General features: G+C 72.4%; 20 protein-coding genes. 6 read left to right on the forward strand and 14 right to left on the reverse strand.

Annotated elements, in window-relative coordinates:
- Window positions 1–15: 15 nt before the first annotated feature.
- Entirely contained in the window at window positions 16–576 is a 561-nt protein-coding gene (locus ACFZA2_RS05340; RefSeq protein ID WP_363389000.1) for an acyl-CoA thioesterase, read from the reverse strand.
- A gap of 45 nt (window positions 577–621) precedes the next feature.
- Entirely contained in the window at window positions 622–1,527 is a 906-nt protein-coding gene (locus ACFZA2_RS05345) for a DUF817 domain-containing protein (protein ID WP_391401645.1), read from the reverse strand.
- 105 nt (window positions 1,528–1,632) lie between these two features.
- Here ACFZA2_RS05345 and ACFZA2_RS05350 point away from each other — a divergent pair, with 105 nt between their 5' ends.
- Window positions 1,633–2,139: a GNAT family N-acetyltransferase gene (locus ACFZA2_RS05350; protein WP_315994393.1), complete on the forward strand. Its 507-nt coding sequence runs from the start codon at window positions 1,633–1,635 to the stop codon at window positions 2,137–2,139.
- A gap of 2 nt (window positions 2,140–2,141) precedes the next feature.
- Complete coding sequence (gene cofE, locus ACFZA2_RS05355; protein WP_391401649.1) at window positions 2,142–2,948, forward strand: coenzyme F420-0:L-glutamate ligase; 807 nt, start codon at window positions 2,142–2,144, stop codon at window positions 2,946–2,948.
- Between the two features lie 49 nt (window positions 2,949–2,997).
- Here cofE and ACFZA2_RS05360 read toward each other — a convergent pair whose 3' ends face one another.
- Genes ACFZA2_RS05360 through ACFZA2_RS05370 form a run of 3 tightly spaced genes read right to left on the reverse strand, consistent with a single transcriptional unit; the run spans window position 2,998 to window position 4,873 of the window.
- Window positions 2,998–3,594 carry an energy-coupling factor transporter transmembrane component T family protein gene (locus ACFZA2_RS05360; protein WP_391401652.1) on the reverse strand — a complete coding sequence of 199 codons (597 nt, stop codon included), beginning with the start codon at window positions 3,592–3,594 and terminating at the stop codon, window positions 2,998–3,000.
- On the reverse strand, window positions 3,588–4,274 hold the full coding sequence (locus ACFZA2_RS05365) for an energy-coupling factor ABC transporter ATP-binding protein (RefSeq protein WP_391401655.1): 687 nt from the start codon (window positions 4,272–4,274) through the stop codon (window positions 3,588–3,590). Before ACFZA2_RS05365 ends, ACFZA2_RS05360 begins: the two co-directional genes overlap by 7 nt.
- On the reverse strand, window positions 4,271–4,873 hold the full coding sequence (locus ACFZA2_RS05370; RefSeq protein ID WP_391401658.1) for a biotin transporter BioY: 603 nt from the start codon (window positions 4,871–4,873) through the stop codon (window positions 4,271–4,273). The genes ACFZA2_RS05365 and ACFZA2_RS05370 overlap by 4 nt, the downstream gene beginning before the upstream one ends.
- A gap of 54 nt (window positions 4,874–4,927) precedes the next feature.
- Between ACFZA2_RS05370 and ACFZA2_RS05375 the strand changes: the two genes are divergently transcribed.
- On the forward strand, window positions 4,928–5,479 hold the full coding sequence (locus ACFZA2_RS05375; protein ID WP_391401661.1) for a TetR/AcrR family transcriptional regulator C-terminal domain-containing protein: 552 nt from the start codon (window positions 4,928–4,930) through the stop codon (window positions 5,477–5,479).
- 132 nt (window positions 5,480–5,611) lie between these two features.
- Here the strand turns inward: ACFZA2_RS05375 and ACFZA2_RS05380 are convergent, their stop codons facing one another.
- The 3 genes from ACFZA2_RS05380 to ACFZA2_RS05390 are packed head-to-tail and all read right to left on the reverse strand — an operon-like array spanning window position 5,612 to window position 9,183.
- Window positions 5,612–7,441 carry a cytochrome b/b6 domain-containing protein gene (locus ACFZA2_RS05380; protein ID WP_391401663.1) on the reverse strand — a complete coding sequence of 610 codons (1,830 nt, stop codon included), beginning with the start codon at window positions 7,439–7,441 and terminating at the stop codon, window positions 5,612–5,614.
- The gene (locus tag ACFZA2_RS05385) at window positions 7,442–8,407 is read right to left on the reverse strand and encodes an electron transfer flavoprotein subunit alpha/FixB family protein (RefSeq protein WP_391401666.1); all 966 of its coding nucleotides are present in this window, start codon (window positions 8,405–8,407) and stop codon (window positions 7,442–7,444) included.
- Window positions 8,404–9,183 (reverse strand): electron transfer flavoprotein subunit beta/FixA family protein, encoded by a 780-nt coding sequence (locus ACFZA2_RS05390; RefSeq protein ID WP_391401669.1) that lies wholly within the window; start codon window positions 9,181–9,183, stop codon window positions 8,404–8,406. Before ACFZA2_RS05390 ends, ACFZA2_RS05385 begins: the two co-directional genes overlap by 4 nt.
- A gap of 165 nt (window positions 9,184–9,348) precedes the next feature.
- Here ACFZA2_RS05390 and ACFZA2_RS05395 point away from each other — a divergent pair, with 165 nt between their 5' ends.
- A complete protein-coding gene (locus tag ACFZA2_RS05395) occupies window positions 9,349–9,876 on the forward strand; it encodes a MarR family transcriptional regulator (RefSeq protein ID WP_315994384.1) in 528 nt (175 codons plus the stop codon).
- Between the two features lie 103 nt (window positions 9,877–9,979).
- On the opposite strand, the gene ACFZA2_RS05400 is transcribed toward ACFZA2_RS05395, so the two are convergent.
- The 3 genes from ACFZA2_RS05400 to ACFZA2_RS05410 form a co-directional block, all read right to left on the reverse strand.
- A complete protein-coding gene (locus tag ACFZA2_RS05400) occupies window positions 9,980–10,768 on the reverse strand; it encodes an enoyl-CoA hydratase-related protein (RefSeq protein WP_391401672.1) in 789 nt (262 codons plus the stop codon).
- A 233-nt stretch (window positions 10,769–11,001) separates the two neighbouring features.
- Window positions 11,002–12,180, reverse strand: coding sequence for an acyl-CoA dehydrogenase family protein (locus ACFZA2_RS05405; protein WP_391401674.1), 1,179 nt, complete (start codon window positions 12,178–12,180; stop codon window positions 11,002–11,004).
- A gap of 79 nt (window positions 12,181–12,259) precedes the next feature.
- Window positions 12,260–12,979 (reverse strand): VIT family protein, encoded by a 720-nt coding sequence (locus ACFZA2_RS05410; protein ID WP_391401677.1) that lies wholly within the window; start codon window positions 12,977–12,979, stop codon window positions 12,260–12,262.
- Window positions 12,980–13,175: 196 nt separating this feature from the next.
- Between ACFZA2_RS05410 and ACFZA2_RS05415 the strand changes: the two genes are divergently transcribed.
- Complete coding sequence (locus ACFZA2_RS05415) at window positions 13,176–16,652, forward strand: choice-of-anchor I family protein (RefSeq protein WP_391401680.1); 3,477 nt, start codon at window positions 13,176–13,178, stop codon at window positions 16,650–16,652.
- Window positions 16,653–16,779: 127 nt separating this feature from the next.
- Here ACFZA2_RS05415 and ACFZA2_RS05420 read toward each other — a convergent pair whose 3' ends face one another.
- Window positions 16,780–17,496: a Type 1 glutamine amidotransferase-like domain-containing protein gene (locus tag ACFZA2_RS05420; protein ID WP_391401683.1), complete on the reverse strand. Its 717-nt coding sequence runs from the start codon at window positions 17,494–17,496 to the stop codon at window positions 16,780–16,782.
- A 109-nt stretch (window positions 17,497–17,605) separates the two neighbouring features.
- Between ACFZA2_RS05420 and ACFZA2_RS05425 the strand changes: the two genes are divergently transcribed.
- On the forward strand, window positions 17,606–18,040 hold the full coding sequence (locus tag ACFZA2_RS05425) for a GNAT family N-acetyltransferase (protein ID WP_391401686.1): 435 nt from the start codon (window positions 17,606–17,608) through the stop codon (window positions 18,038–18,040).
- A gap of 117 nt (window positions 18,041–18,157) precedes the next feature.
- Here the strand turns inward: ACFZA2_RS05425 and ACFZA2_RS05430 are convergent, their stop codons facing one another.
- Both ACFZA2_RS05430 and ACFZA2_RS05435 read right to left on the reverse strand, forming a co-directional pair.
- Window positions 18,158–19,336 carry a thiolase family protein gene (locus ACFZA2_RS05430; RefSeq protein ID WP_391401689.1) on the reverse strand — a complete coding sequence of 393 codons (1,179 nt, stop codon included), beginning with the start codon at window positions 19,334–19,336 and terminating at the stop codon, window positions 18,158–18,160.
- A complete protein-coding gene (locus ACFZA2_RS05435; protein WP_391401692.1) occupies window positions 19,336–20,520 on the reverse strand; it encodes a bifunctional 2-methylcitrate synthase/citrate synthase in 1,185 nt (394 codons plus the stop codon). Before ACFZA2_RS05435 ends, ACFZA2_RS05430 begins: the two co-directional genes overlap by 1 nt.
- Between the last annotated feature and the right edge of the window lie 45 nt (window positions 20,521–20,565).

Here is a 20,565-nt window from a genome sequence, read left to right on the forward strand (position 1 = left end):
CTGCGGGGTCGGCGCTCAGCTCCAGACGCTCGGCGCCGGGCGCTTCGTCGACGGCAGCGACGAACCCGCGGCCCAGTCGTGCACCCACGACTCGATGTCGGGCAGCCCCTCCGGCCGACCGACGGCGGCGAAGAGCTCGTCGTGCGGGACGGTCCCGCCGGTGCGGCGCAGGATGCGGGCCCGGATGATCGCGCGGGCGTAGATCTCGCCCTTCACCAGCGCGCGGTGCTCGAGGTACACGGCGCGGTCGTCGTGCCCGATCAGGCGCGTCTCGAGCTCGAAGCGCTGCCAGAGCTCCAGCGAGCGGCGGAAGGTGATGGTCTCGGCCGCCACCACGGCGTACCAGCCCTGCGTCGTCATCGCCGACATCAGTCCGGCGCGGGTCAGCAGGTCCCAGCGCCCGAGGTCGAACAGCGACAGGTACCGCCCGTTGTTCAGGTGGCGCAGCAGATCGATGTCGGTCGGCAGCACGCGGATGCGCAGGCGCGCCACCGTGTTCGGGTCGATGGGCCCCTCGCGGCGCAGACGACGGCGGGCACGGACGAGCACGAGAAGCGTGCGCCAGAGGACGTTCACGAGGGGCGAGCGTAGCGAGTCGACGACGGATCGGCGATTGCGTTGTCACATATCCACAGGATGACCGGTCGATCCCTGTGGCGTCGGCTCCTCGGCATCCGGCCTGCGCGGCGGATAGACCCACGTGACGAGCACCACCGAGACGATCATGAGCAGGAACCACGACGACAGCTTCGACGCGTCGACCGGATGCCACCCGCCCACCTGCGAGGGGTAGAGCCAGGCTCCCGCGTAGGTGGCGATGTTCTCGGCGAGCCAGATGAACAGCGCCACGCCCGCGAACGCCAGGAGCAGCGGCATGCGGAACGTCCCGCGGAAGAAACGGAAGTGCATGGTCGTGCGGCCCCACAGCACGACGACGGCCAGGACGAGCCCCCAGCGCAGGTCGACGATCCAGTGGTGCGAGAAGAAATTGACGTAGATGAGCGCCGCGACCACGGCGGTGAGCCACCGTCTCGGGTACCGCGAGAAGCGCAGGTCGAACAGCCGGTACACGCGGACCATGTAGCTGCCCACCGCGGCGTACATGAACCCGCTGTACAGGGGTACCCCGCCGAGGCGCAGCACGCCGTCGGCGGCGTACATCCACGAGCCGACGTCGGTCTTGAACAGCTCCATCACGGTACCGACGATGTGGAAGAGCACGACGACCCGCAGCTCGCGCAGGGTCTCGAGGCGACCGGCGACCATGGCGACCTGGATCAGCACCGCGGCGATCGTGAGGGCGTCGTTGCGGGCGAGCGCGGCGCCGTCGGGGTACCAGAGCTTCGCCGCGAGGACGACCACGAGGAAGGCCGCCCCGAACACGCAGGCCCACGCCTGCTTGAGCACGAAGACGGCGAACTCCACGGCCCGCGCCCGCGCCCCCGAGGTGGGCGCGCCGGCGAGCAGACGGTTCGCGACCGCGTCGATGCGGGCCTCGACGGGGGTGAACGAGCGACGATCCGGCACCCGCGCATCGTGGCACACCGCGCCGGACAGACGCCTCTCTTACCCCATCGCCTCGCGCGCCCACCCCGATTTCACCTCCGCCGTGCCCGCGCGTAGAGTCGCGCCATGACTGCGGAAACCCGAACCGACATCGTCGTCCGTCCGGTGCGCGATGTGGATGCCGAGGCCCTGGGCCGCGTGCACGCCACCTGCTGGCACGAGACTTACGACCACCTCATCAGCAAGGCGGCCCTCGAGGCCGTCTCCCCGCGTCGCATGGCCGAGCTCTGGACCCATTGGGCCGCCCAGGGCGACGGATACCGCATGCACGCCGCCCTCGTGAACGGCGAGATCGTCGGCTTCGTCGGCTCGGGTCCGGCGCGCGATGACGACGCCCCGCGCGAGCGCGAGCTGTACTTCATCTACCTGCTCGACGCCTACCACGGCACGGGCATCGGCCAGCAGCTCTTCGACGCCGCCGTCGAGGAGGGCGAGGGCCTGTACCTCTGGGTCGCCGAGGACAACCCCCGCGCGCACCGCTTCTACACGCGCAACGGCTTCGCCCTCGACGGCGCCTCGCACACCGAGCCCTTCCTCGGCGAGGAGCTCACCGAGGTGCGCTTCGTCCGCTGACCGTGCTGCAGATCTGGGCCCTCGACGGCATCCGTGAGATCACCCCCGGCGACGACCTCGTCGGGGTGATCCTGGATGCCGTGCGCGAGTCGCCGCGCGACGGTTCAGACCGATCGCCGCACGACGGTTCCGACCGGTCGCTGCGTGACGGCGACATCGTCGTCGTCACGAGCAAGATCGTGTCGAAGGCGGAGGGCCGCATCATCGAGGCCGCCGACCGCGAAGACGCGATCACGCGCGAGACCGTGCGCCTCGTGGCCTCCCGCACCTCCCCCACCGGGCACGTGACGCGCATCGTCGAGAACCCCCTCGGCATCGTCTCGGCCGCCGCGGGCGTCGACGCGAGCAACACCCCCGAGGGCACCGTGCTGCTGCTGCCCGTCGACCCCGACGCCTCGGCGCGAGCCCTCGCCACGGGCCTGCGCACGGCGACGGGCGCGCACGTGGGCGTGATCATCACCGACACGCTCGGCCGCGCCTGGCGCGAGGGCCAGACCGATCACGCGATCGGGGCCGGTGGCATCCACGTCTTCGAAGACCTCCGCGGGACGGTGGATGCCGAAGGCCGCCCCCTCGTGGTGACCCTGCCGTGCGTGGCCGACGAGATCGCCGCCGCCACCGATCTGGTCAAGGGCAAGGCCGCGCGCCGGCCCGTCGCGATCGTGCGCGGGCGCGCCGACCTCGTCGGAGACCTCGACCTTCCCGGTGCGCGCTCGATCGTGCGCGACCCGGTGCGCGACATGTTCCGCCAGGGCGCCGACGAGGCCTATGCCGAGGGCTTCGCGGCGGGCCGCGCGGCGGGGGCGTAGCGGGGCGCCGAGTCGCTCGAACCACGCCGTCGGCGAGGACGAGGCGAGGTCAGCGCACCCCGCGGGCGGCGAGCGCCTCGCCCAGCTGGTCGGCGTGCCGGAGCGACAGCACGACGAAAGGGAGGATGCCCGCGCGCAGCGACGGACGGATGCCGCGGGCGCGCTGCGCCTCGCGCACCTCGGCGGCCAGCCGAGCGAGGACCGGGACCGTCGTGATCGCGACCGCGAGCAGGAGCGCCGCGCGGTCGGCATCCATCCCGATCCTGCGGAGCGGGCGGAGGCCGCGCTCGAGGGCGTCGAGCATGTCGTCCACGCGGGTGGTCAGCGGCAGCAGGGCCGCGATGAGCAGCGCCGCCGCGACGCGCGCCGTGTTCGCCAACGCGGGTTCGGGGCCGAGGAAGACGAGCTGGCCGGTCGCGGTGATCGCCAGGATCCAGCGCAGGCCCCGGAGCTGCCTCCCCAGCTCGAGCATCCCGAGGCCGGACACGGCATAGGAGAGGACCACGGCTCCGCCGCAGACGGCCGCGGCCCACGCCGCGCTCGGCAGCGACGCCAGCCCGAGCGCGACGATCGCGAGCAGGAGCATCGTGGGGCCCGCGGGCAACCGGTGCAGGATGCCGTCGCCGGGCCGGTACAGGCTCAGCACGTCAGCGCCCGTTCGTAGGCGTCCACCACGTCGGATGCCGCGCCCGCGGCGCTCACGGACCCCTCCGCGAACAGCACGGCGGCCTCGCACCGTCGCGCGAGGGCCAGGTCATGGGTCACGAGGATCAGGGCGTGCCCGGTGTCGGCCAGGAGGTGGTCGGCGATGCGGCGCGCGTTGCGGGCGTCGAGGAAGGCCGTGGGCTCGTCGGCGACGACGAGGTCGGGCTCGCGGACGAACGCGCCGCACAGCGCCAGCAGCTGCTTCTGACCGCCGGACAGGTCGTGCGCGGGCCGATCGGCGACGTCGGCGAGCGCGAATCGCGCCAGGGCGCGGGCCACCCGCTCCGCGCGCTCCGCCTTCGACAGGCGTTCGGCGCGCAGCGAGAACCCGACGTCGTCCGCGACGACCGGCATCACGATCTGCGCGTCGGGGTTGCTGAGGACCAGGGCGGCGCGGCGGCGCAACTCGGTGGCATCCTGATCGGGATCGAGGCCCCGCACGGTCAGCTCTCCCCCCGAGCGCGGGACGAGGCCCGCCACGAGCCGCGCGAACGTGGACTTGCCCGAACCGTTGTCGCCGACGACGGCGATGGTGCGGGCGGAAAGGTCGAGCGTGACGTCGCGCAGCACCTCGCGACCGCCGAGGCGGGCCGACAGCCCGTCGCAGCGGATCGTGCTCACGCCGTGGTTCCGACCGCGACCGGCGCAAGGGCCGCCTCGCGCCAGTCCCGACGGAAGCCGCGGGGGTAGGCGCGCACGAGGGCGGTCACCACCACCGTCGCCAGCGCCGCCTTGAGCAGATCCCCGGGCACGAAGACGAGGCTGGAGAGGGCGGTCTCCCCGAGCGGAAGTCGGGTGACGAGGCTCTGGACGGGGATGCCGAGGGCGTAGATCGCTCCGACCCCGCCGCCGAGCATCGCCAGCGCGGTGCGCCAGACGACCGGGCGGCGACCTCCCGCGTGGACGAGGAGGCCGATGACGATCGCGCCGAGGATCCACCCGAGCGCGTATCCGGCGGTGGGGCCGAGGAAGACGCCGATCCCGCCTCGCCCCCCGGCGAGCAGCGGGAGACCGACCGCGACCAGGGCGAGCAGCACCGTCACCGACAGCGCGCCGAGCCAGGGGCCGAGCACGGCACCGGCGAGCATGACGCCGAGCGTCTGCGCGGTGATCGGCACGCCGCCGAAGACCGGGAAGCTCCCGGGGAGCCCGAGCGCGGCGATGAGGGCGGCGAAGACGGCGACGCGGGCGAGGTCGGTGGCGTCGAGGGTGCGAGTCATGGGGAGCCTTCCTGAACGGTGTTCACTTGAACGGCGTTCACTATACTCATCCCCATGGCACCGCGAGGACACTCCGCCGACGACGTCGCCCGCACGGCCCTGCGCATCCTCGACGACCACGGCCTTCCCGACCTGACGATGCGACGCCTCGCGACGGCGCTCGAGGTGCAACCGAGCGCCCTGTACTGGCACTTCCCCAACAAGCAGTCGCTGCTCGCAGAGCTCTCGGATCGGATCGTCGGACGGATGGCATCCGGCCCGGCCGTCGACCTCGTCCGCGAGGCGCACGCCCTGCGCGACGCCCTGCTCGCCTATCGCGACGGCGCCGAGGTGGTCTCGAGCACGCTCGCCCTGGGACTCGGGTCGTCCCTCGCGCACGATCGACTGACCGCCGCGATCACCACCGCAGGGTTCGACGCCGACACCGCGCGCCGCGGCGCAACCACGGTGCTGCACTATGTGCTCGGCTTCGTCTGGCACGAACAGCAGCGCCTGCAGTACGACAGCCTCGGCGCGCGCGAGGGTGACTCGGGCCTCGAGAGCGAGGACTTCTCCTTCGGCCTCGACCTCATCGCCGGCGGGCTGCGGGCGCGCGGACGGGTCTGACAGGGGCGCGGCGCGGCGGCCCGAGCGACGCGGAAACCGCACCCGGCCGCCGAAACCGCACACGTTCACCTGCAACCGCGGGCGGGCTCGACGAGCGGATGCGGTCTCGGTATCCCCTCTCGGGCCCGCGCGTCAGCGCTGCTTCACCTCGCCGAACAGGCGGGCGATCGGCACGAGCACCGCGGGACGCGCGGCGATCCATGCCGCCGCCATCACGACGAGGGATGCCGCGAAGATGAGCAGTCCGGTCGGATCGCCCGTGAACGCCTCGGGGTCGACCGACCCGCGGGCGGCGTACATGTGGTTCAGGTTGCGCAGGGCGCCGGTCGCGAGCACGAGGGCGACGTGCACCACGATGAAGGCCACGAAGAAGAGCATCGTCGGGAAGTGGACCTTCCGCGCCCACTCGGCCGGGTACAGCCGGTTGAGCTTCTCGGCATCCTTCGGCCAGACGCCCGACAGGCGCACGCCGCTGACGATCGCGAGGGGCGCGGCGACGAAGGTGACGGCGAAGTACGACAGCTGCTGGAGGCTGTTGTAATTCACCCATCCGTTCTCGGTGGGCCAGTCGAGCGAGACGTACTGGAGCGCGGCCGAGAGGGCGTTCGGGAACACCTCCCACGAGGTCGGCACGATCCGCATCCACTGCCCGGTGACGAAGAGCAGCATGACGAACACCACGCCATTCGCGATCCACAGGATGTCGAGCGCCTGATGGAACCAGAGGGCGAGGCTGATGCGCCGCTTCCGGTTGTTCCGCGGGGACCAGAAGGCGGAGGGTCTCTTCTCGCGACGCACCTGCCAGCCGGTGCGGATGATCAGCAGCAGGAAGAAGCTGTTGAGGAAATGCGACCAGTTGAGCCACGCGGGCAGACCGACGGGCGCGGATGCGGGGAGGGGGTACTCGCCGGGGAACGCTGCGAGGAACTCCCGCCCGGGCCCGAGCGCGAGCACGAAACGCGCGAGCAGCACCACGGTGCCGACGAGGGCGAGCGCGAAGACGCCGAGCACGGCGGCCGAGCCGAGGAGCTGCGCGGGCGAGTAATCGCGGAGAGCGGCCGGGGGCGACCACGCCGCGGCCGGCCGGGCCGCGCCACCGGTGGGGACGGATGCCGCGCGGGCGGCCGTTCCGGGAACGGTGTCTCGCCCCGCGGCCGCTCGGCGCGCGGCGGCTCCGGGCCAGACGGTGCGGCGAACGGTGAGCGGAGGGCGCGGGGCCGCGGGCGCGGAGGGCGCGGAGGCCATGAGGGGCGCGGGAGTCGCGCGCGCCCCGGGCTCGGCCGTCTCCGCCGCGGACACGACGCCGGGCTCGGACGACTGCCGCGACGTCGCCTCCGCGGACGCCCCCGATCCGATCCCGCCGCTCCGGCCCGATTCCGGCGTCGGCTGCGTGCCCGCCGCGACGGATGCCGGCGGCCAGGGCTCGCCGCCCGGCGTGCGCGGGAGCCCACGGCGCACGCCTCCGGTCGCGGCATCCGCCACCGGAGGGGTGACGGCCGGGTCGGAGTCGGTGGCACCGCCCGAGGGCTCGACGGCATCGGAGGCGAGCACCGGATCCGCGGGGGAGGGTGTCTCCGCTGCGATCCCGCTGCGCCGAGCGGATCCCGCGGAGGGCGTTCCCGGCGAGGCGGATGCCGGCGGCCACGGCTCGCCGCCCGGCTCGCGGGGGAGGCCCCGGCGCACCGTCGGCACCGCAGCGCCCCGCTCCTCGAGCGAGCCGGGCTCGGGGCGCGCATCCTCCGTCCGCCCCTCGGACGTCGTCGCACCCCCCGCATCCCGCGGCCCGGGGTCTGCGAGCTCCGCACCGCTTCGCGGGGTCGCGGCAGAGCCCGCGTCTTGCTCCGCAGCCACCGCGGCATCCGCGCCGTCGCCCACGGACGCGCCGGAACCCGCGGGCGGCCAGGGCTCCCCACCGGGGACGCGCGGCAGCCCGCGTCGCGGAGTGCGGGGTGTGGACGCCATCTACTTCTTGTGGGCCTCTAGCGCGCTGATGAGTTGCGGGACGACGGTGAACAGGTCTCCGACGATACCGAAGTCGGCGATGTCGAAGATGGGAGCGTCGGGGTTCTTGTCGACCGCTACGATCACGCCGGCCGTCTGCATCCCGGCCCGGTGCTGGATCGCCCCCGAGATGCCCAGGGCCACGTACAGCCGCGGCGACACCGACACCCCGGTCTGTCCCACTTGCGTGCTGGCGGGGGCGTACCCCGCGTCGACGGCCGCGCGCGAGGCGCCGACGGCCGCGCCGAGCACGTCGGCGAGATGCTCGACGAGCGCGAAGTCCTCCTTCGAGCCCACCCCTCGGCCACCGGCGACGACCGCGCCCGCTCCGCGCAGCTCGGGCCGCGTCGAGGGGGCCGCGGTCTCGGAGAAGTCCTCGACCCGGGCGGACGGAGCCCCGGATGCCGTCACCTGCAGGCCGCGCACGGCGAGCGGCTGCGCCTCGAGCCGCGCATCCACCGCCCCGGGGCGCAGGGTCGCGACGAGGGGACCGAAGGTCGGCGCCCCGTCGACCGTGAACGCACCGCCGAAGGCCGCGTGGTGGGCGACGACGCCGAGGTCGTCGCGCGCGACCCCGACGACGTCGGTCGCGAGCGGCAGGCGCAATCGCACCGCGAGGCGGGCCGCGGCATCGCGCGACTCGATCGCGTTCGAGGCGAGCACGAGGTCGGGGCTCTCGGCGGCCACCGCCGCGGCGAGCGCATCGACGACGGGGCCGGTGAGCACCGCGGGATCGACCTCGGCGGTGAGGACGCGCACCGCGCCGAACCCCGCGGCCTGCTCCGCCGCACGATCGAGCACGTCGGCGGGAGCCGCGAGGACGGCGACCGGCTCCCCCGCTTCCGCGGCGGCGACCAGCAGCCCGGCCGACGAGGCGGCGAGTGCGCCCGAGGGCATCACCTCGAGCAGGACCAGCGCGACGCTCATGACGCCACCCCCTCGGCCACGAGGAAGGCGGCGAGCTTCTCGCCCGCATCGCCCTCGTCGACGATCTTCGTACCGGCGGCGCGCGGGGGTCTCTCGGCGACCGACAGCATGATGTAGCGCGCCTGAGCGGGGTCGTCGGCCTCGACGCCGAGCTCGGCGAGATCCCACGTCTCGAAGGGCTTCTTCTTGGCGGCCATGATGCCCTTGAAGGTCGTGAAGCGCCCCTCCGGAAGCGCCTCGGTGATCGACACCACGGCGGGGAGGGATGCCGACACCCGCGTCGTCCCGGCATCGCTCACGCGGTCGCCCGACACGGAGTCGTCGGCGACCTCGAGGCTCGACAACGCCGTGAGCTGCGGCACGCCGAGCATCTCGGCGACCATGGCGGGGACGACTCCTCCCCCGCCGTCGGTGGAGAGGTTGCCCGCGATCACGAGGTCGAAGCCCGTGCGGCGGATCGCCGCGGCGAGCACGTCGGCGGTCAGCAGCAGATCGGCGCCGCGCAGAGCGTCGTCGACGACGTGAACGGCCGAGGTCGCCCCCATCGCCAGGGCCTTGCGCACGGTCGCCATGGCCGAGGCGGGGGCCATCGTGACGACGACGACCTCGGTGCCGGGGTGCGCGTCGGCGTGCGCGAGCGCCGCCTCGACCGCGCGCTCGTCGATCTCGTCGAGCACCGGCGCCGACGAGGAACGGTCGGTCAGACCCGTCTCCAGGTCGAGACGACGGTCGCCCCACGTGTCGGGGACTTCTTTGATGAGCACCACGATCTTCATCGACGCGGCTCCTTCGTTCGGGGGACGGGCGCCGCGACGTCGCGGCGACGGGATGACGGCTTCACGGGCGGGCCCGGGAGTCGCTGGCCCCGCCGACCGGACCGCCCCCGCGGAGAGCGGGCCGCCGCGCCGCTCGAGCGGTACCGTGACAGGCGAGGAGGATCCATGACGCGACGACTGCCGGTCGACCCGATCGCCGAGGCCAAGCGCCAGTGGCTCGCGCACGGGTGGGACGACGCGGCCGACGGCATGACGGTCGTGACCTCGGTGATCCGGGCGCACCAGTTGCTCATGGCATCCATCGACCGGGCGTTGAAGCCCTTCGATCTGTCGTTCTCGCGCTTCGAGATGCTGCGGCTGCTCGCTTTCACCCGCGAGGGACGGATGCCGATGGCGAGCGCGATCGCGCGCCTGCAGGTGCATCCGACGAGCGTGACCAACACCGTCGAGCGCTTGGCCCGCGACGGGTACGTCACGCGTGAGCCGCACCCCACCGACGGGCGCGCCGCACTGCTCGCGCTGACGGACGCCGGCCGACGACGGGTCGATGAGGCGACGACCGCGCTCAACGACGTGTTCGCCGACCTCGGCCTCGACGACGACGATGCGACGGCTCTCGTGCGCATCATCGCGCGCTTCCGCAAGGGCGCCGGTGATTTCGCCGACCCCGCCCCGGTGCCCGACCCGCTCTGAGCACCGACGGGTGACGCGTCGCACGCCCCCGGCCGCCGGTCGCCCGCGGGCGCGCCGATACGCGAGGCGACGTGGTCGCCTGCGCGGGCCGGGCTGACGGGGCTCATCGGTGCGTGAACGACGGCGACCGCTTCTCGCGGAACGCCGCCATCCCCTCCTTCTGGTCGGCGGTGTCGAAGAGCGCCGCGAACGCCTGCCGCTCGAAGCGCACGCCCTCGGCGAGCGTGGACTCCAGAGCGACATCGAGCGCGGCCTTGGCGGCGTAGAGCGCCGGCAGGGGCTTCTCGGCGATGGTGCGTGCGGTGCTCTCGGCGTCGTCGAGCAGCTCGGCGGCCGGCACCACACGGGACACGAGGCCCGCGCGCTCCGCCTCGGCGGCGTCCATCATGCGCCCCGTGAGCACCAGCTCGGCGGCCTTGTAGTACCCGAGCGCGCGGACCAGCCGCTGCGTCCCGCCCATTCCGGGGATGACGCCCAACTGCACCTCGGGCTGGCCGAACTTCGCGCGATCGGATGCCAGGATCACGTCGCACATGAGGGCGAGCTCGCATCCGCCGCCCAGCGCGTAGCCCGACACCGCGGCGATGACCGGCGTGCGCACCGCGGCGAACCGCGTCCAGGCCCCGAAGTGATCGGTGAGCATCATGTCGAGTCCCGACTTCTGCTCCATCTCCTTGATGTCGGCTCCGGCCGCGAACGCCTTCTCGCTGCCCGTGACGACGATCGCCCCCACGCCCTCGTCGGTGTCGAACGCCTCCGCCGCCGCGACGACGTCTCGCATGGTCTGCGTGTTCAAGGCGTTGAGAGCCTCGGGTCGGTCGAGGGTGATCCACCCGACGCGGCCCCGCTGCTCGACGCGGATCGTCTCGTACTCGGCATCCTGGTCCGTCATGTCACTCCCGTCGTGTCACCGCGGTCGGCCCCGCTCCTGGCATGCTCGCACGCGCCCCCGACTTCCGCCGAGGGGGTTCCTTGCGCCGCTCCGCCGGACGATCCCGTTGCCCGAGATGCCACGAGCCGCCGAAAGGACCTCCGTTCGCCGACGTGACCCCCGGTTGCCGCGAATCGCCGGTCTTCTCGGCACGCGCGTGTCATCTCGCGTCCCAAGGACCGCACCGGGCGGTGTCACGCCGCGAGGACGCTGCGGCCGACGATGAGGCGCATGATCTCGTTCGTCCCCTCGAGGATCTGGTGCACGCGCAGGTCGCGCACGACCTTCTCGATGCCGTAGTCCTGCAGGTAGCCGTAGCCGCCGTGCAGCTGCAGCGCCTCGTTGGCGACGCGGAAGCCCACATCGGTCGCGAAACGCTTGGCCATCGCGCAGCGGGTCGCGGCGTCGGGCGCCTTGGCATCCAGTGCCCGGGCGGCGTCGCGCACGAGCAGACGCGCGGCGTCGAGCTCGGTCGCCATGTCGGCCACGGCGAAGATCACGGACTGCTTCTCGCTGAGGGCCTCACCGAAGGTGAACCGCTCGTGCACGTACGCGACCGTCCGGTCCAGCGCCCACCGCGCTCCCCCGAGGGAGCACGTGGCGATGTTGAGCCGCCCGCCGTTGAGCGCGTTCATCGCGATCGAGAACCCGCGCCCCTCGCCGCCGAGCAGGTTCTCCGCGGGGACCCGCACCTCGTCGAGGATCACCGGGCGGGTGGGCTGGGCGTTCCAGCCCATCTTCTTCTCGTTCGGCCCGAACGACAGGCCCGCGGCGTCGGCGGGGACGAGGAACGCGCTGATGCCGCGGGCCCCCGGCTCGCCGGTGCGCGCCATGACGACGTAGACGGATGCCTCTCCGGCGCCCGAGATGAACTGCTTCACGCCCGTGAGCACGTACGTGTCATCGTGGCGGATCGCGGAGGTGGCGATCGCCGCGGCGTCCGATCCCGCGCCCGGTTCGGTGAGGCAGTAGGCGCCGAGGTCGTCCATGGCCACGAGCGAGGGCAACCACCGCTCGCGCTGGGCGGCGGTGCCGTAGGTGTCGATCATCCACGCGACCATGTTGTGGATCGTGATGTACGCCGTCACCGTGGGGTCGCCGTAGGCGAGCTCCTCGAAGATCGCCACCGCATCCGCGCGAGACAGCCCGGCGCCGCCGACGTCGTCGTTGACGTAGACGCCGCCGAGACCCAGCTCCCCCGCGCGGCGCAGCACGTCGCGGGGGAAATGCTTCTCGGCATCCCACTCGAGGGTGTGGGGGGCGAACTCGGTCGCGGCGAAATCGCGCACGGCGTCGAGGATCGCGGCGCGCTCATCCGCGGACAGGGTGCTGACCGGTGAGGCGTCGAGCGCGGGAGCAGGGGTGGTGTCCATGCGGCTCTCCTTCGTGAGGCGACGGCGTCGTCGCCTGCTCAGATTACCTGGACGTCCTAGTAAATGGTAGAGGGGTCGATCAACCCGCCGACACCCCGAACAGCGCGCCGACGGCGTACGTCGCCGCGAGCGCGAGCGCCCCGCCGATGACGGTGCGCAGCACCGCCCGCCCCCGCCGGGCCCCGCCGATGTACGCCGCGACGTAGCCGGTGATCGCGAGCGCGATGAGCACCGCGACGAAGGTCAGCGGCACCCGGATCTCGACGGGTGCGAACAGGATCGTCGCCAGCGGCAGCAGGGCACCGATCGTGAAGGCGACCGCCGAAGCGAGGGCGGCAGCCCACGGACTCACGACGTCGTCGGCGTCGATGTTGAGCTCGACCGCGAGATGCGCCTTGAGGGCATCGGATGCCGTGAGCTCGGTCGCCACACGCGTCGCCGTGTCGCGCGAGAGGCCCTGCGCCTCGTACATGCCCACCAGTTCGGCGAGCTCGGCCTCGGGGTCGTCGGCCAGCTCGCGCTTCTCCTTCTGGATGAGCGCGTGCTCGCTGTCGCGCTGGCTCGACACCGAGACGTACTCGCCCAGTGCCATGGAGATCGCGCCACCGACGAGGGCCGCGAGCCCGGCGATCAGCACGGGACCGGTGTCGCTCGTCGCTCCCGCGACGCCGACGACGACCGCGGCGGTCGAGACGATGCCGTCGTTGGCGCCGAGGACTCCGGCCCTCAGCCCGTTGAGGCGCTGCGAGAGTCCCTGGCGGTGCGGTTCGTCGGCGTGCGCGCCGTTCGCGGTGGTCATGGGCGTGAGGATATCCCCGGCCGCCGACGCGCGGACGCCCGTGCGCCGACGTCGACGAGCCGTGCGGGTCCGCCGTTCCCCCGTCGTTCACTCGGGCGACACCGCCCGCGGGCAGACTCCTCGCCATCGCCGCCCCCGCGGCGTCCTCGCGCCGTTCTCGACGCGCGAGCTCCCCCCTGCATCCGAGGACACAGCCATGCCTTCGCCCTTCCTCCGCCGCGCGGTCGCGTTCAGCGCGACCACCGCGGCGGTCTGCGCTCTCGCTCTGTCGAGCGCCACCGCGGCATCCGCCGCTCTCGTCTCCGACCCCGTGCGTGACGTCGCCGCCGACGGCGCGGTGTCGCTGCGTCCGCTCGGCACGTACGAGACGGGGGTGTTCGATCAGTCGGCCGCCGAGATCGTGCACGCGTACAAGAACCGCCTCTTCGTCGTGAACGCGCAGGCCGGGGCCGTCGATGTGCTCGACAACGGCAACCCCGCCGCCCCGACGAAGCTGTACGCGATCGCCGGCACCGGGATCGCGAACTCCCTCGCCGTCCGCGCCGACGGCCTGGGCGTCATCGCTTTGGAAAGCACCGACAAGACCGCGCCCGGGCGTCTGGTCTTCTTCGACGCGGATGCCGCCGCGCCCACGATCCTCGGAGAGGTCACGGTCGGCGCTCTGCCCGACATGGTCGCGATCAGCGACGACGGCTCCTTCGCGGTCGTCGCGAACGAGGGCGAGCCCGCCGACGACTTCACGACCGACCCCGAGGGGTCCGTCGGCGTCGTCGCGCTGCCGAGCACCAAGACCGCCCCGACCCAGGATGCCGTTCGCACGGCCGGATTCGGAGCCTTCGAGCAGGGCGGCTCGAAGTCCCTCGACCCCGCCGTCCGCGTCTTCGGCCCCGATGTCGCCGCCCCCGACCAGGGCTCCACGCCGCTCGCCGCCAACCGCGTGAGCCGCAACCTCGAGCCCGAGTACGTCGCGATCGCCGGCTCCACGGCGTACGTCGCGCTGCAGGAGGCCAACGCCGTCGCGACCGTCGACCTGGCGACGGCGGAGGTCACCGGCATCCGGTCCCTGGGCTTCAAGGACTACGGCGTCGAGACGCTCGACGCGAGCGACCGCGACCCGAAGGACGCCCCGACCTACAACGAGAAGAGCTACCCCGGCCTGTTCGGCATGTACATGCCCGACGGCATCCAGGCCTACCAGTCCGGCGGAGAGACCTACCTCGTCACCGCCAACGAGGGTGACGGCCGCTCATGGGGCGACTTCACCGACACGGCCCGCGTGAAGGACCTCGGCGCCAAGGGCCTCGCTCCCGTGTGCGCCGGCAGCCCGCTCGCGGGCTCGCTCGACGACGCCGCCCTCGGTCGCCTCAACGTCGCGACCGACATGGGGCTGAACGCCGATGGCTCCTGCTACTCCGCGCTGTACACCTTCGGCGGCCGCGGCTTCTCGGTCTGGACGACCGATGGCGCGCAGGTCTTCGACTCGGGCTCCGACTTCGAGCGCATCACGCACGATGCGAACCCCGACTTCTTCAACTCGAACCACTCGGAGTCGAACCTGGAGGGTCGCAGCGACGACAAGGGCCCCGAGCCCGAAAACCTCGCGATCGGCGAGGTCGACGGGCGCACGTACGCCTTCATCGGCCTCGAGCGCGTCGGCGGCGTGATGACCTACGACATCACCGACCCGGAGAACGCGACCTACGCCGGGTACGTCAACAACCGCGACTTCTCGGTCTCGGTCGAAGACCAGCTGTCCGGCGATGAGACCGCCGACCGCGAGCTGCTGGCGAAGGCCGGCGACCTCGGTCCCGAGGGCGTGGAGTTCATCTCCGCCGCCGACTCTCCGACGGGCCGCCCGCTCGTGGCCGTGGGCAACGAGGTCTCGGGCACCACCACCGTGTTCGCGGTGGAGAACCCGAACGTGAAGGACATCGACATCCTCACGATCAACGACTTCCACGGCCGCCTCGAGGCAGGCTCGCAGGGCGAGGCCGGAGCGGCCGTCCTCGCCGGCGCCGTGAAGGCGAAGGAGGCCGCCAACCCGAACACGCTGTTCGTCTCGGCGGGCGACAACATCGGCGCCTCCACCTTCACCTCCCTCATCCAGGACGACTCCCCCACCATCGACACTCTGAAGGCCTCGGGCCTGGACGTCTCGGCCGTGGGCAACCACGAGTTCGACCGCGGCTTCGCCGATCTGACCGACCGCGTGCTCCCCGAGTACGGCGGCGGCGAGTTCGGCCTCGGCGCCAACGTCTACAAGAAGGGCACGAAGGAGCCCGTCCTCGACGAGTACGCGATCAAGGACGTCGACGGCGTGCGCGTCGCCTTCATCGGCACCGTGACCCCCGACACCGCGACCATGGTCGACCCGGCCGGTATCGCCGACCTGGACTTCGGCGACCAGCTCGAGGCGGCGAACCGCGTGGCCGACGAGATCACGGCGGGCGACCTCGCCGACGTCATCGTGCTGCTGACGCACTCGGGAGCTGCGACCTCGAACGACTGCGCGGCCATCGCCGCCGACCAGGCCGGTTTCGGCGCCCTCGCGGTCAACGCCTCTCCGGAGATCGACGCCGTCGTCTCGGCGCACACGCACCAGACCTACGCGTGCGACCTGCCGGTGGCCGGCACCGACCGGACGCGCCCCGTCATCCAGGCCTCGGAGTACGGCAAGGCCATGGGGCAGCTGTCGCTGAGCTGGGACACGCGCAGCGACTCGCTGGCATCCATCTCGGGGACGACCTTCCCGCTCGCGGGCGCGGCGGCTCCGGATGCCGACATCGCGGCCAAGGTCGCCGAGTACGTCGCGCAGGCCGACGTCATCGGCGCGAAGCCGGTCGGCGAGATCAGCGGTGACATCCTGCGCGGCGGCACCCCCTCGGGAGCGGACCGCGGCGTCGAGTCGTCGATGGGCAACTGGGTCGCCGACGTGTACCTCTGGGCGACGTCGAAGAACCCGGCCTACGCCGGCACCACCGCCCAGATCGCGCTGATGAACCCGGGCGGCCTCCGCGCCGACCTGCTGAAGGGCGACGACGGCGTGGTGACCTACAAGGAGGCCGCCCTCGTGCAGCCGTTCGCCAACACGCTCGTGACGGTGACGCTGACGGGTGAGCAGCTCCGCGGCATCCTGAACGAGCAGTGGAAGGCCGAGGGCGACCGCCCGAAGCTGCACCTGGGCGTGTCCGACGGCTTCACGTACACGTACACGCAGGACCCGTCGAACCCGCGGGTGGGCGCGGTCGTCTCGATGGCCTACCAGGGCCGCGCGATCGCCGACACCGACACGTTCACGGTCGTGACGAACTCGTTCCTCGCGAACGGTGGCGACGGCTTCCCGACCTTCGCCGCGGGCACCGACCGCACCGACACCGGGCAGATCGACCTCGACGCGACCCTGGCCTACTTCGAGGCCACCCCCGTGGTCGACCCCGCGCCGCTCGGTCGCGCTGTCCTCACGACGGATGCCGCTCCGCAGCCGGGTGAGCCCGGCACCGAGCCGACGCCGGTTCCCGCCCCGGACCAGCCCGGCCGGCCCGCGGGAGAGCGCCCCGGCAGCGGCCTCGCCAACACGGGTGTCGAGGCGCCGTGGGGCCTCGCCCTGGCGGGCGGGTTCCTCGTGGTCGCGGGCGGCCTCGCGTTCGCCCTGCGCAAGCGCCGCACGGTCTGACGCCGGACGCCGGAACGGCCCTCACCCTCGCGGGTGGGGGCCGTTCCCGTTGGCGTGGGGGGTCGATAAGTGTCGCCGAGAGGTGCGCCCGGCGACACTTTCCGACCCCTCACGCGCGGGTGGCGCGTCAGGCGCGGAGCACCTGGACGTGCACCCCGGATGCCGTGGACTCGACGCGCCAGACCTGACCGCTGCCGCACACGGCTGGGGCCGCCTGCGCCGAGATCACCAGGGCCGTGTTCTCGTCGATGGCCACACCGTCGGTGACGAGACCGGCGTCGACCGCGGCGACGAGACGCGAAAGGGTGCCCCACTGGGCGGCGTGCACGTCGACGGCGAAGTCGAGGAGCCCGAGGCCCGGGCGCACCTCGACGGCGTCCAGCTCTTCGCCCGCGTCCTCCGACACGACCTCGACCCCGCCGACCCGGTACCCGCCGACGAGCGCCGGACCCGCGGCGATGGACGCTCCCGCGGAGAACCCGGCGTACGGCATGCCGCTCGCGACCCGTTCGCGGACCAGATCCCGGATGCCGCCGAACGCGTCGCCGTACGCCGGAGTCAGGCCCCCGCCGACGAAGAGGCCGTCGGCCTCGACCGCGGCATCCGTGAAGCTCTCGCCCTCGACGATCGCGTGCACGCGGATCTCGCCGGATTCCGCGCCGGCCGCCTCGAGCACCTCGCGGAACCGGTCGACCGAGGCGTCGTCGTCGGCCTCGAGCACGAGCAGCAGTGCGATCGCGGGCGCACGGTCGGCGGCCCGCTGCCGAGCCTCGCTCACGAAAGTCTCCAGCAACGACCCGCAGACGGCGACATCGCGGCCGCCGCCGAGAAGGAACACACTCATGTGCCCAGTATTCCGGGTGCCGATCCCCCGCGTGAGTTGCCGCATTTCGTCGCCTCGACCGGCGGCCGGGCGACGATTCGCGGCGACTCACGCGGCTTACGCTCGACGGATGGAGTTCCGCCTGCGCCCGGCCGTCGCGATCGACATCGAGTGGCTCGTCGAGCTGCGCGCCGAGGTTCTCCGCGCCGACCTCGAACGCCTCGGCCGCTTCGACGAGCAGCGGGTGCGCCAGCGCCTGCGCGACGGTTTCCGCCCGGAGTGGACGCGCATCATCGTCGTCGACGGGGCGGATGCCGGCTCGATCACGGTCCGACCCGACGGGGCCTCCCATTGGATCGAGCACTTCTACCTGGCATCCGCTCTGCAGGGTCGCGGCGTGGGCGGCGCCGTGCTGGCACAGGTGCTGGCCGAACCGCACCACGGTCCGACGCGTCTGAACGTGCTGCAGGGCAGCCCCGCCCGCCGCCTGTACGAGCGCGCCGGCTTCACCCTCGACGCCGAGGACGAGGTCGACGTCTTTTTGACTCTCGCGCCGCGCGCGTGAGCGCCGCACCCCGCGTGAGGAGTCGCTTTCTGTCGCCTGGAACGCGGCAAGGCGACAATTTCTGACCCCTCCCGCGCGCGATCGCGCGATGGCGCGAGCGCGGGAGCGCGCGACCCGTCAGTACCGCCGCAACAGCGCCGCCAGGGCCTGGCCGCCGCCGATGCACATCGTCACGACCGCGTACTCGAGGTCGCGGCGCTGCAGGTCGAGGGCCGCGCGCACGGTGAGGATCGCGCCCGTCGCGCCGACCGGGTGGCCGAGGGCAATCGCGCCGCCGTAGGGGTTCACCTTCGCCGGGTCGAGGCCACCGTCGCGGATCACCGCGACCGCCTGGGCCGCGAAGGCCTCGTTCAGCTCGATGACGTCGACGTCGGCGGGACTGAGCCCCGTCTGCTCCCACAGTCGCTGTAAGGCTATGACGGGCGCGTAGCCCATGATCTCGGGGTCGACGCCCGCGGTGGTCACCGCCTCAAGCGTCGCCAGACCCGTCAGGCCGCGCTCGCGCACGTCGTCCTGGCGCATCAGCACCATGGCCGCCGCCCCGTCGTTGATGCCCGAGGAGTTGCCGGCGGTGACCGAGCCGCCCTTCTCGAACGCGGGCCGCAACCCGGCCAGCGCCTCGAGAGTCGTCCCCGACCGCGGGTGCTCATCGACCGAGACCTCGACCGGCTTCCGGCCACCGGTGGTCACGGGCACGATCTCTTGCGCGAAGGCCGCGCGCGCGGCATCCGTCGCCGCCCGGCGCTGACTCTCGACGGCGAAGGCGTCCTGCTCTTCTCGAGAGACGGAGTATCGGGATGCCACGACCTCGGCGGTCGTTCCCATGTGCCGGCCGCTGAAGGGGTCGGTGAGGATCGCCAGCGTGCCATCCAGCAAGGTCCGGTCGCCGAGGCGGGAATTGCCGCGGGCGCCGTACTCGAGGAAGGGCGTGCGCGACATGCTCTCGTCGCCACCGGCCACGGCCACGTCGATGCCGCCCCAGCGCAGCTCCTGCGCCGCCGACCAGATCGCCTGCAAGCCCGAGCCGCAGAGGCGGTTCACGGTGAAGGCGGGCACGCGCGTGGGCAGTCCCGCGGCGAGCGCGACACGGCGGGCGTTGTAGGCGTCGGGGCCGTTCTGGGCGATGCAGCCCATGACGACCTCGTCGACGTCGTCTTTCGCGACTCCGGCACGCCGCAGGGCCTCCGACACCGCGACCGCGCCGAGCTCGTACGCGTCGATGCCCGACAGGGCGCCGCCGAACGACCCGATGGGCGTGCGCGCTCCCGCGACGAGGACGATCTTGGGCGCCGACATCAGCCCGCGGCCTCCTCGGGGCGCTCCTGAGCCTCGAGGTCGTCGGCATCCGGAACGTAGCCCTCGATGTGCCGCTCGTCGGCACCGACGTACTCCGACAGCGGGCGGATCAGTGCATTCGAGGCCTGCTGCTCGCGGATGTGCGCGGTCCAGCCCGTCACGCGCGCTGCGACGAACAGCGGGGTGAAGGTGAGGGTGTCGAAGCCCATCAGGTCGTAGGCGGGGCCCGAGGGGTAGTCGAGGTTGGGGTAGATGCCCTTGCGCTCGACGAACTGCGACTCGAGGGCGTCGTAGAGGGCGGCGACGTCGGGGCGGTCGTAGTGCGCGACCAGGGTGTCGAGCGCGGCCTTCATCGTGGGGACGCGCGAGTCTCCGCGCTTGTAGACGCGGTGACCGAAGCCCATGATCTTGCGCTTCTCGGCGAGGGCCGTGTCGAGCCACGGCTCGACGTTCTCTGCCGAGCCGATCTCGGTGAACACGTGCAGCACGGCCTCGTTCGCGCCGCCGTGCAGGGGGCCCTTGAGGGCGCCGATCGCGCCGACGACGGCAGAGTACAGGTCGCTGAGGGTCGACGCGATCACGCGCGCGGTGAAGGTCGAGGCGTTGAAGGAGTGCTCGGCGTACAGGATCATCGAGCGGGTGAAGGCGTCGACGACGACCTCGTCGGCTTCCTCGCCGAAGGTCATCCAGAGGAAGTTCGCCGCGTAGTCGAGGTCGTCTCTCGGTTCGACGAGCTCCTCGCCCCGGCGGCGGCGCTGGCCGTACGCGACCACGGCCGGCAGCTGCGCCCACAGGCGGATCGCGCGCTCGAGGTTCTCCGCGGGGGTGCCCACGGCATCCATCACGTTCGAGATCCCGGCGGTCTCGCGCGCGCCGATGACGCTGACGGCGGTGCGCACTTCGTCCATCGGGTGGGCGCTGGTCAACAGCAGGTCGATTGCGGCGCGGACGTCGTCGGTCAAGGCCCGGTGCGCTCGCTCGACCGTGCGCAGGTCGGCGAGCTGGTCGGCATCCGGAAGCTCTCCGTTCCAGAGCAGGTACGCCACCGCCTCGAACGGCTGCGTGGCCGCGAGCTCCTGCACGGGGTACCCGCGGTAGAGCAGGCTGTTGGTCTCGGGATTCACCTTGCTGACGGCGGTCTCGTCGACCGTGACCCCGGCGAGGCCCTTCTTGATGTCGGTCATCGTCTCTCCCTTGAGTCGTGTGCGGTGTTCGTACGGGGGCTCATG

Origin of the sequence: Microbacterium sp. NPDC007973, from assembly GCF_042958465.1 — a bacterium.
GTDB classification, from domain to species: Bacteria; Actinomycetota; Actinomycetes; order Actinomycetales; family Microbacteriaceae; genus Microbacterium; species Microbacterium galbum.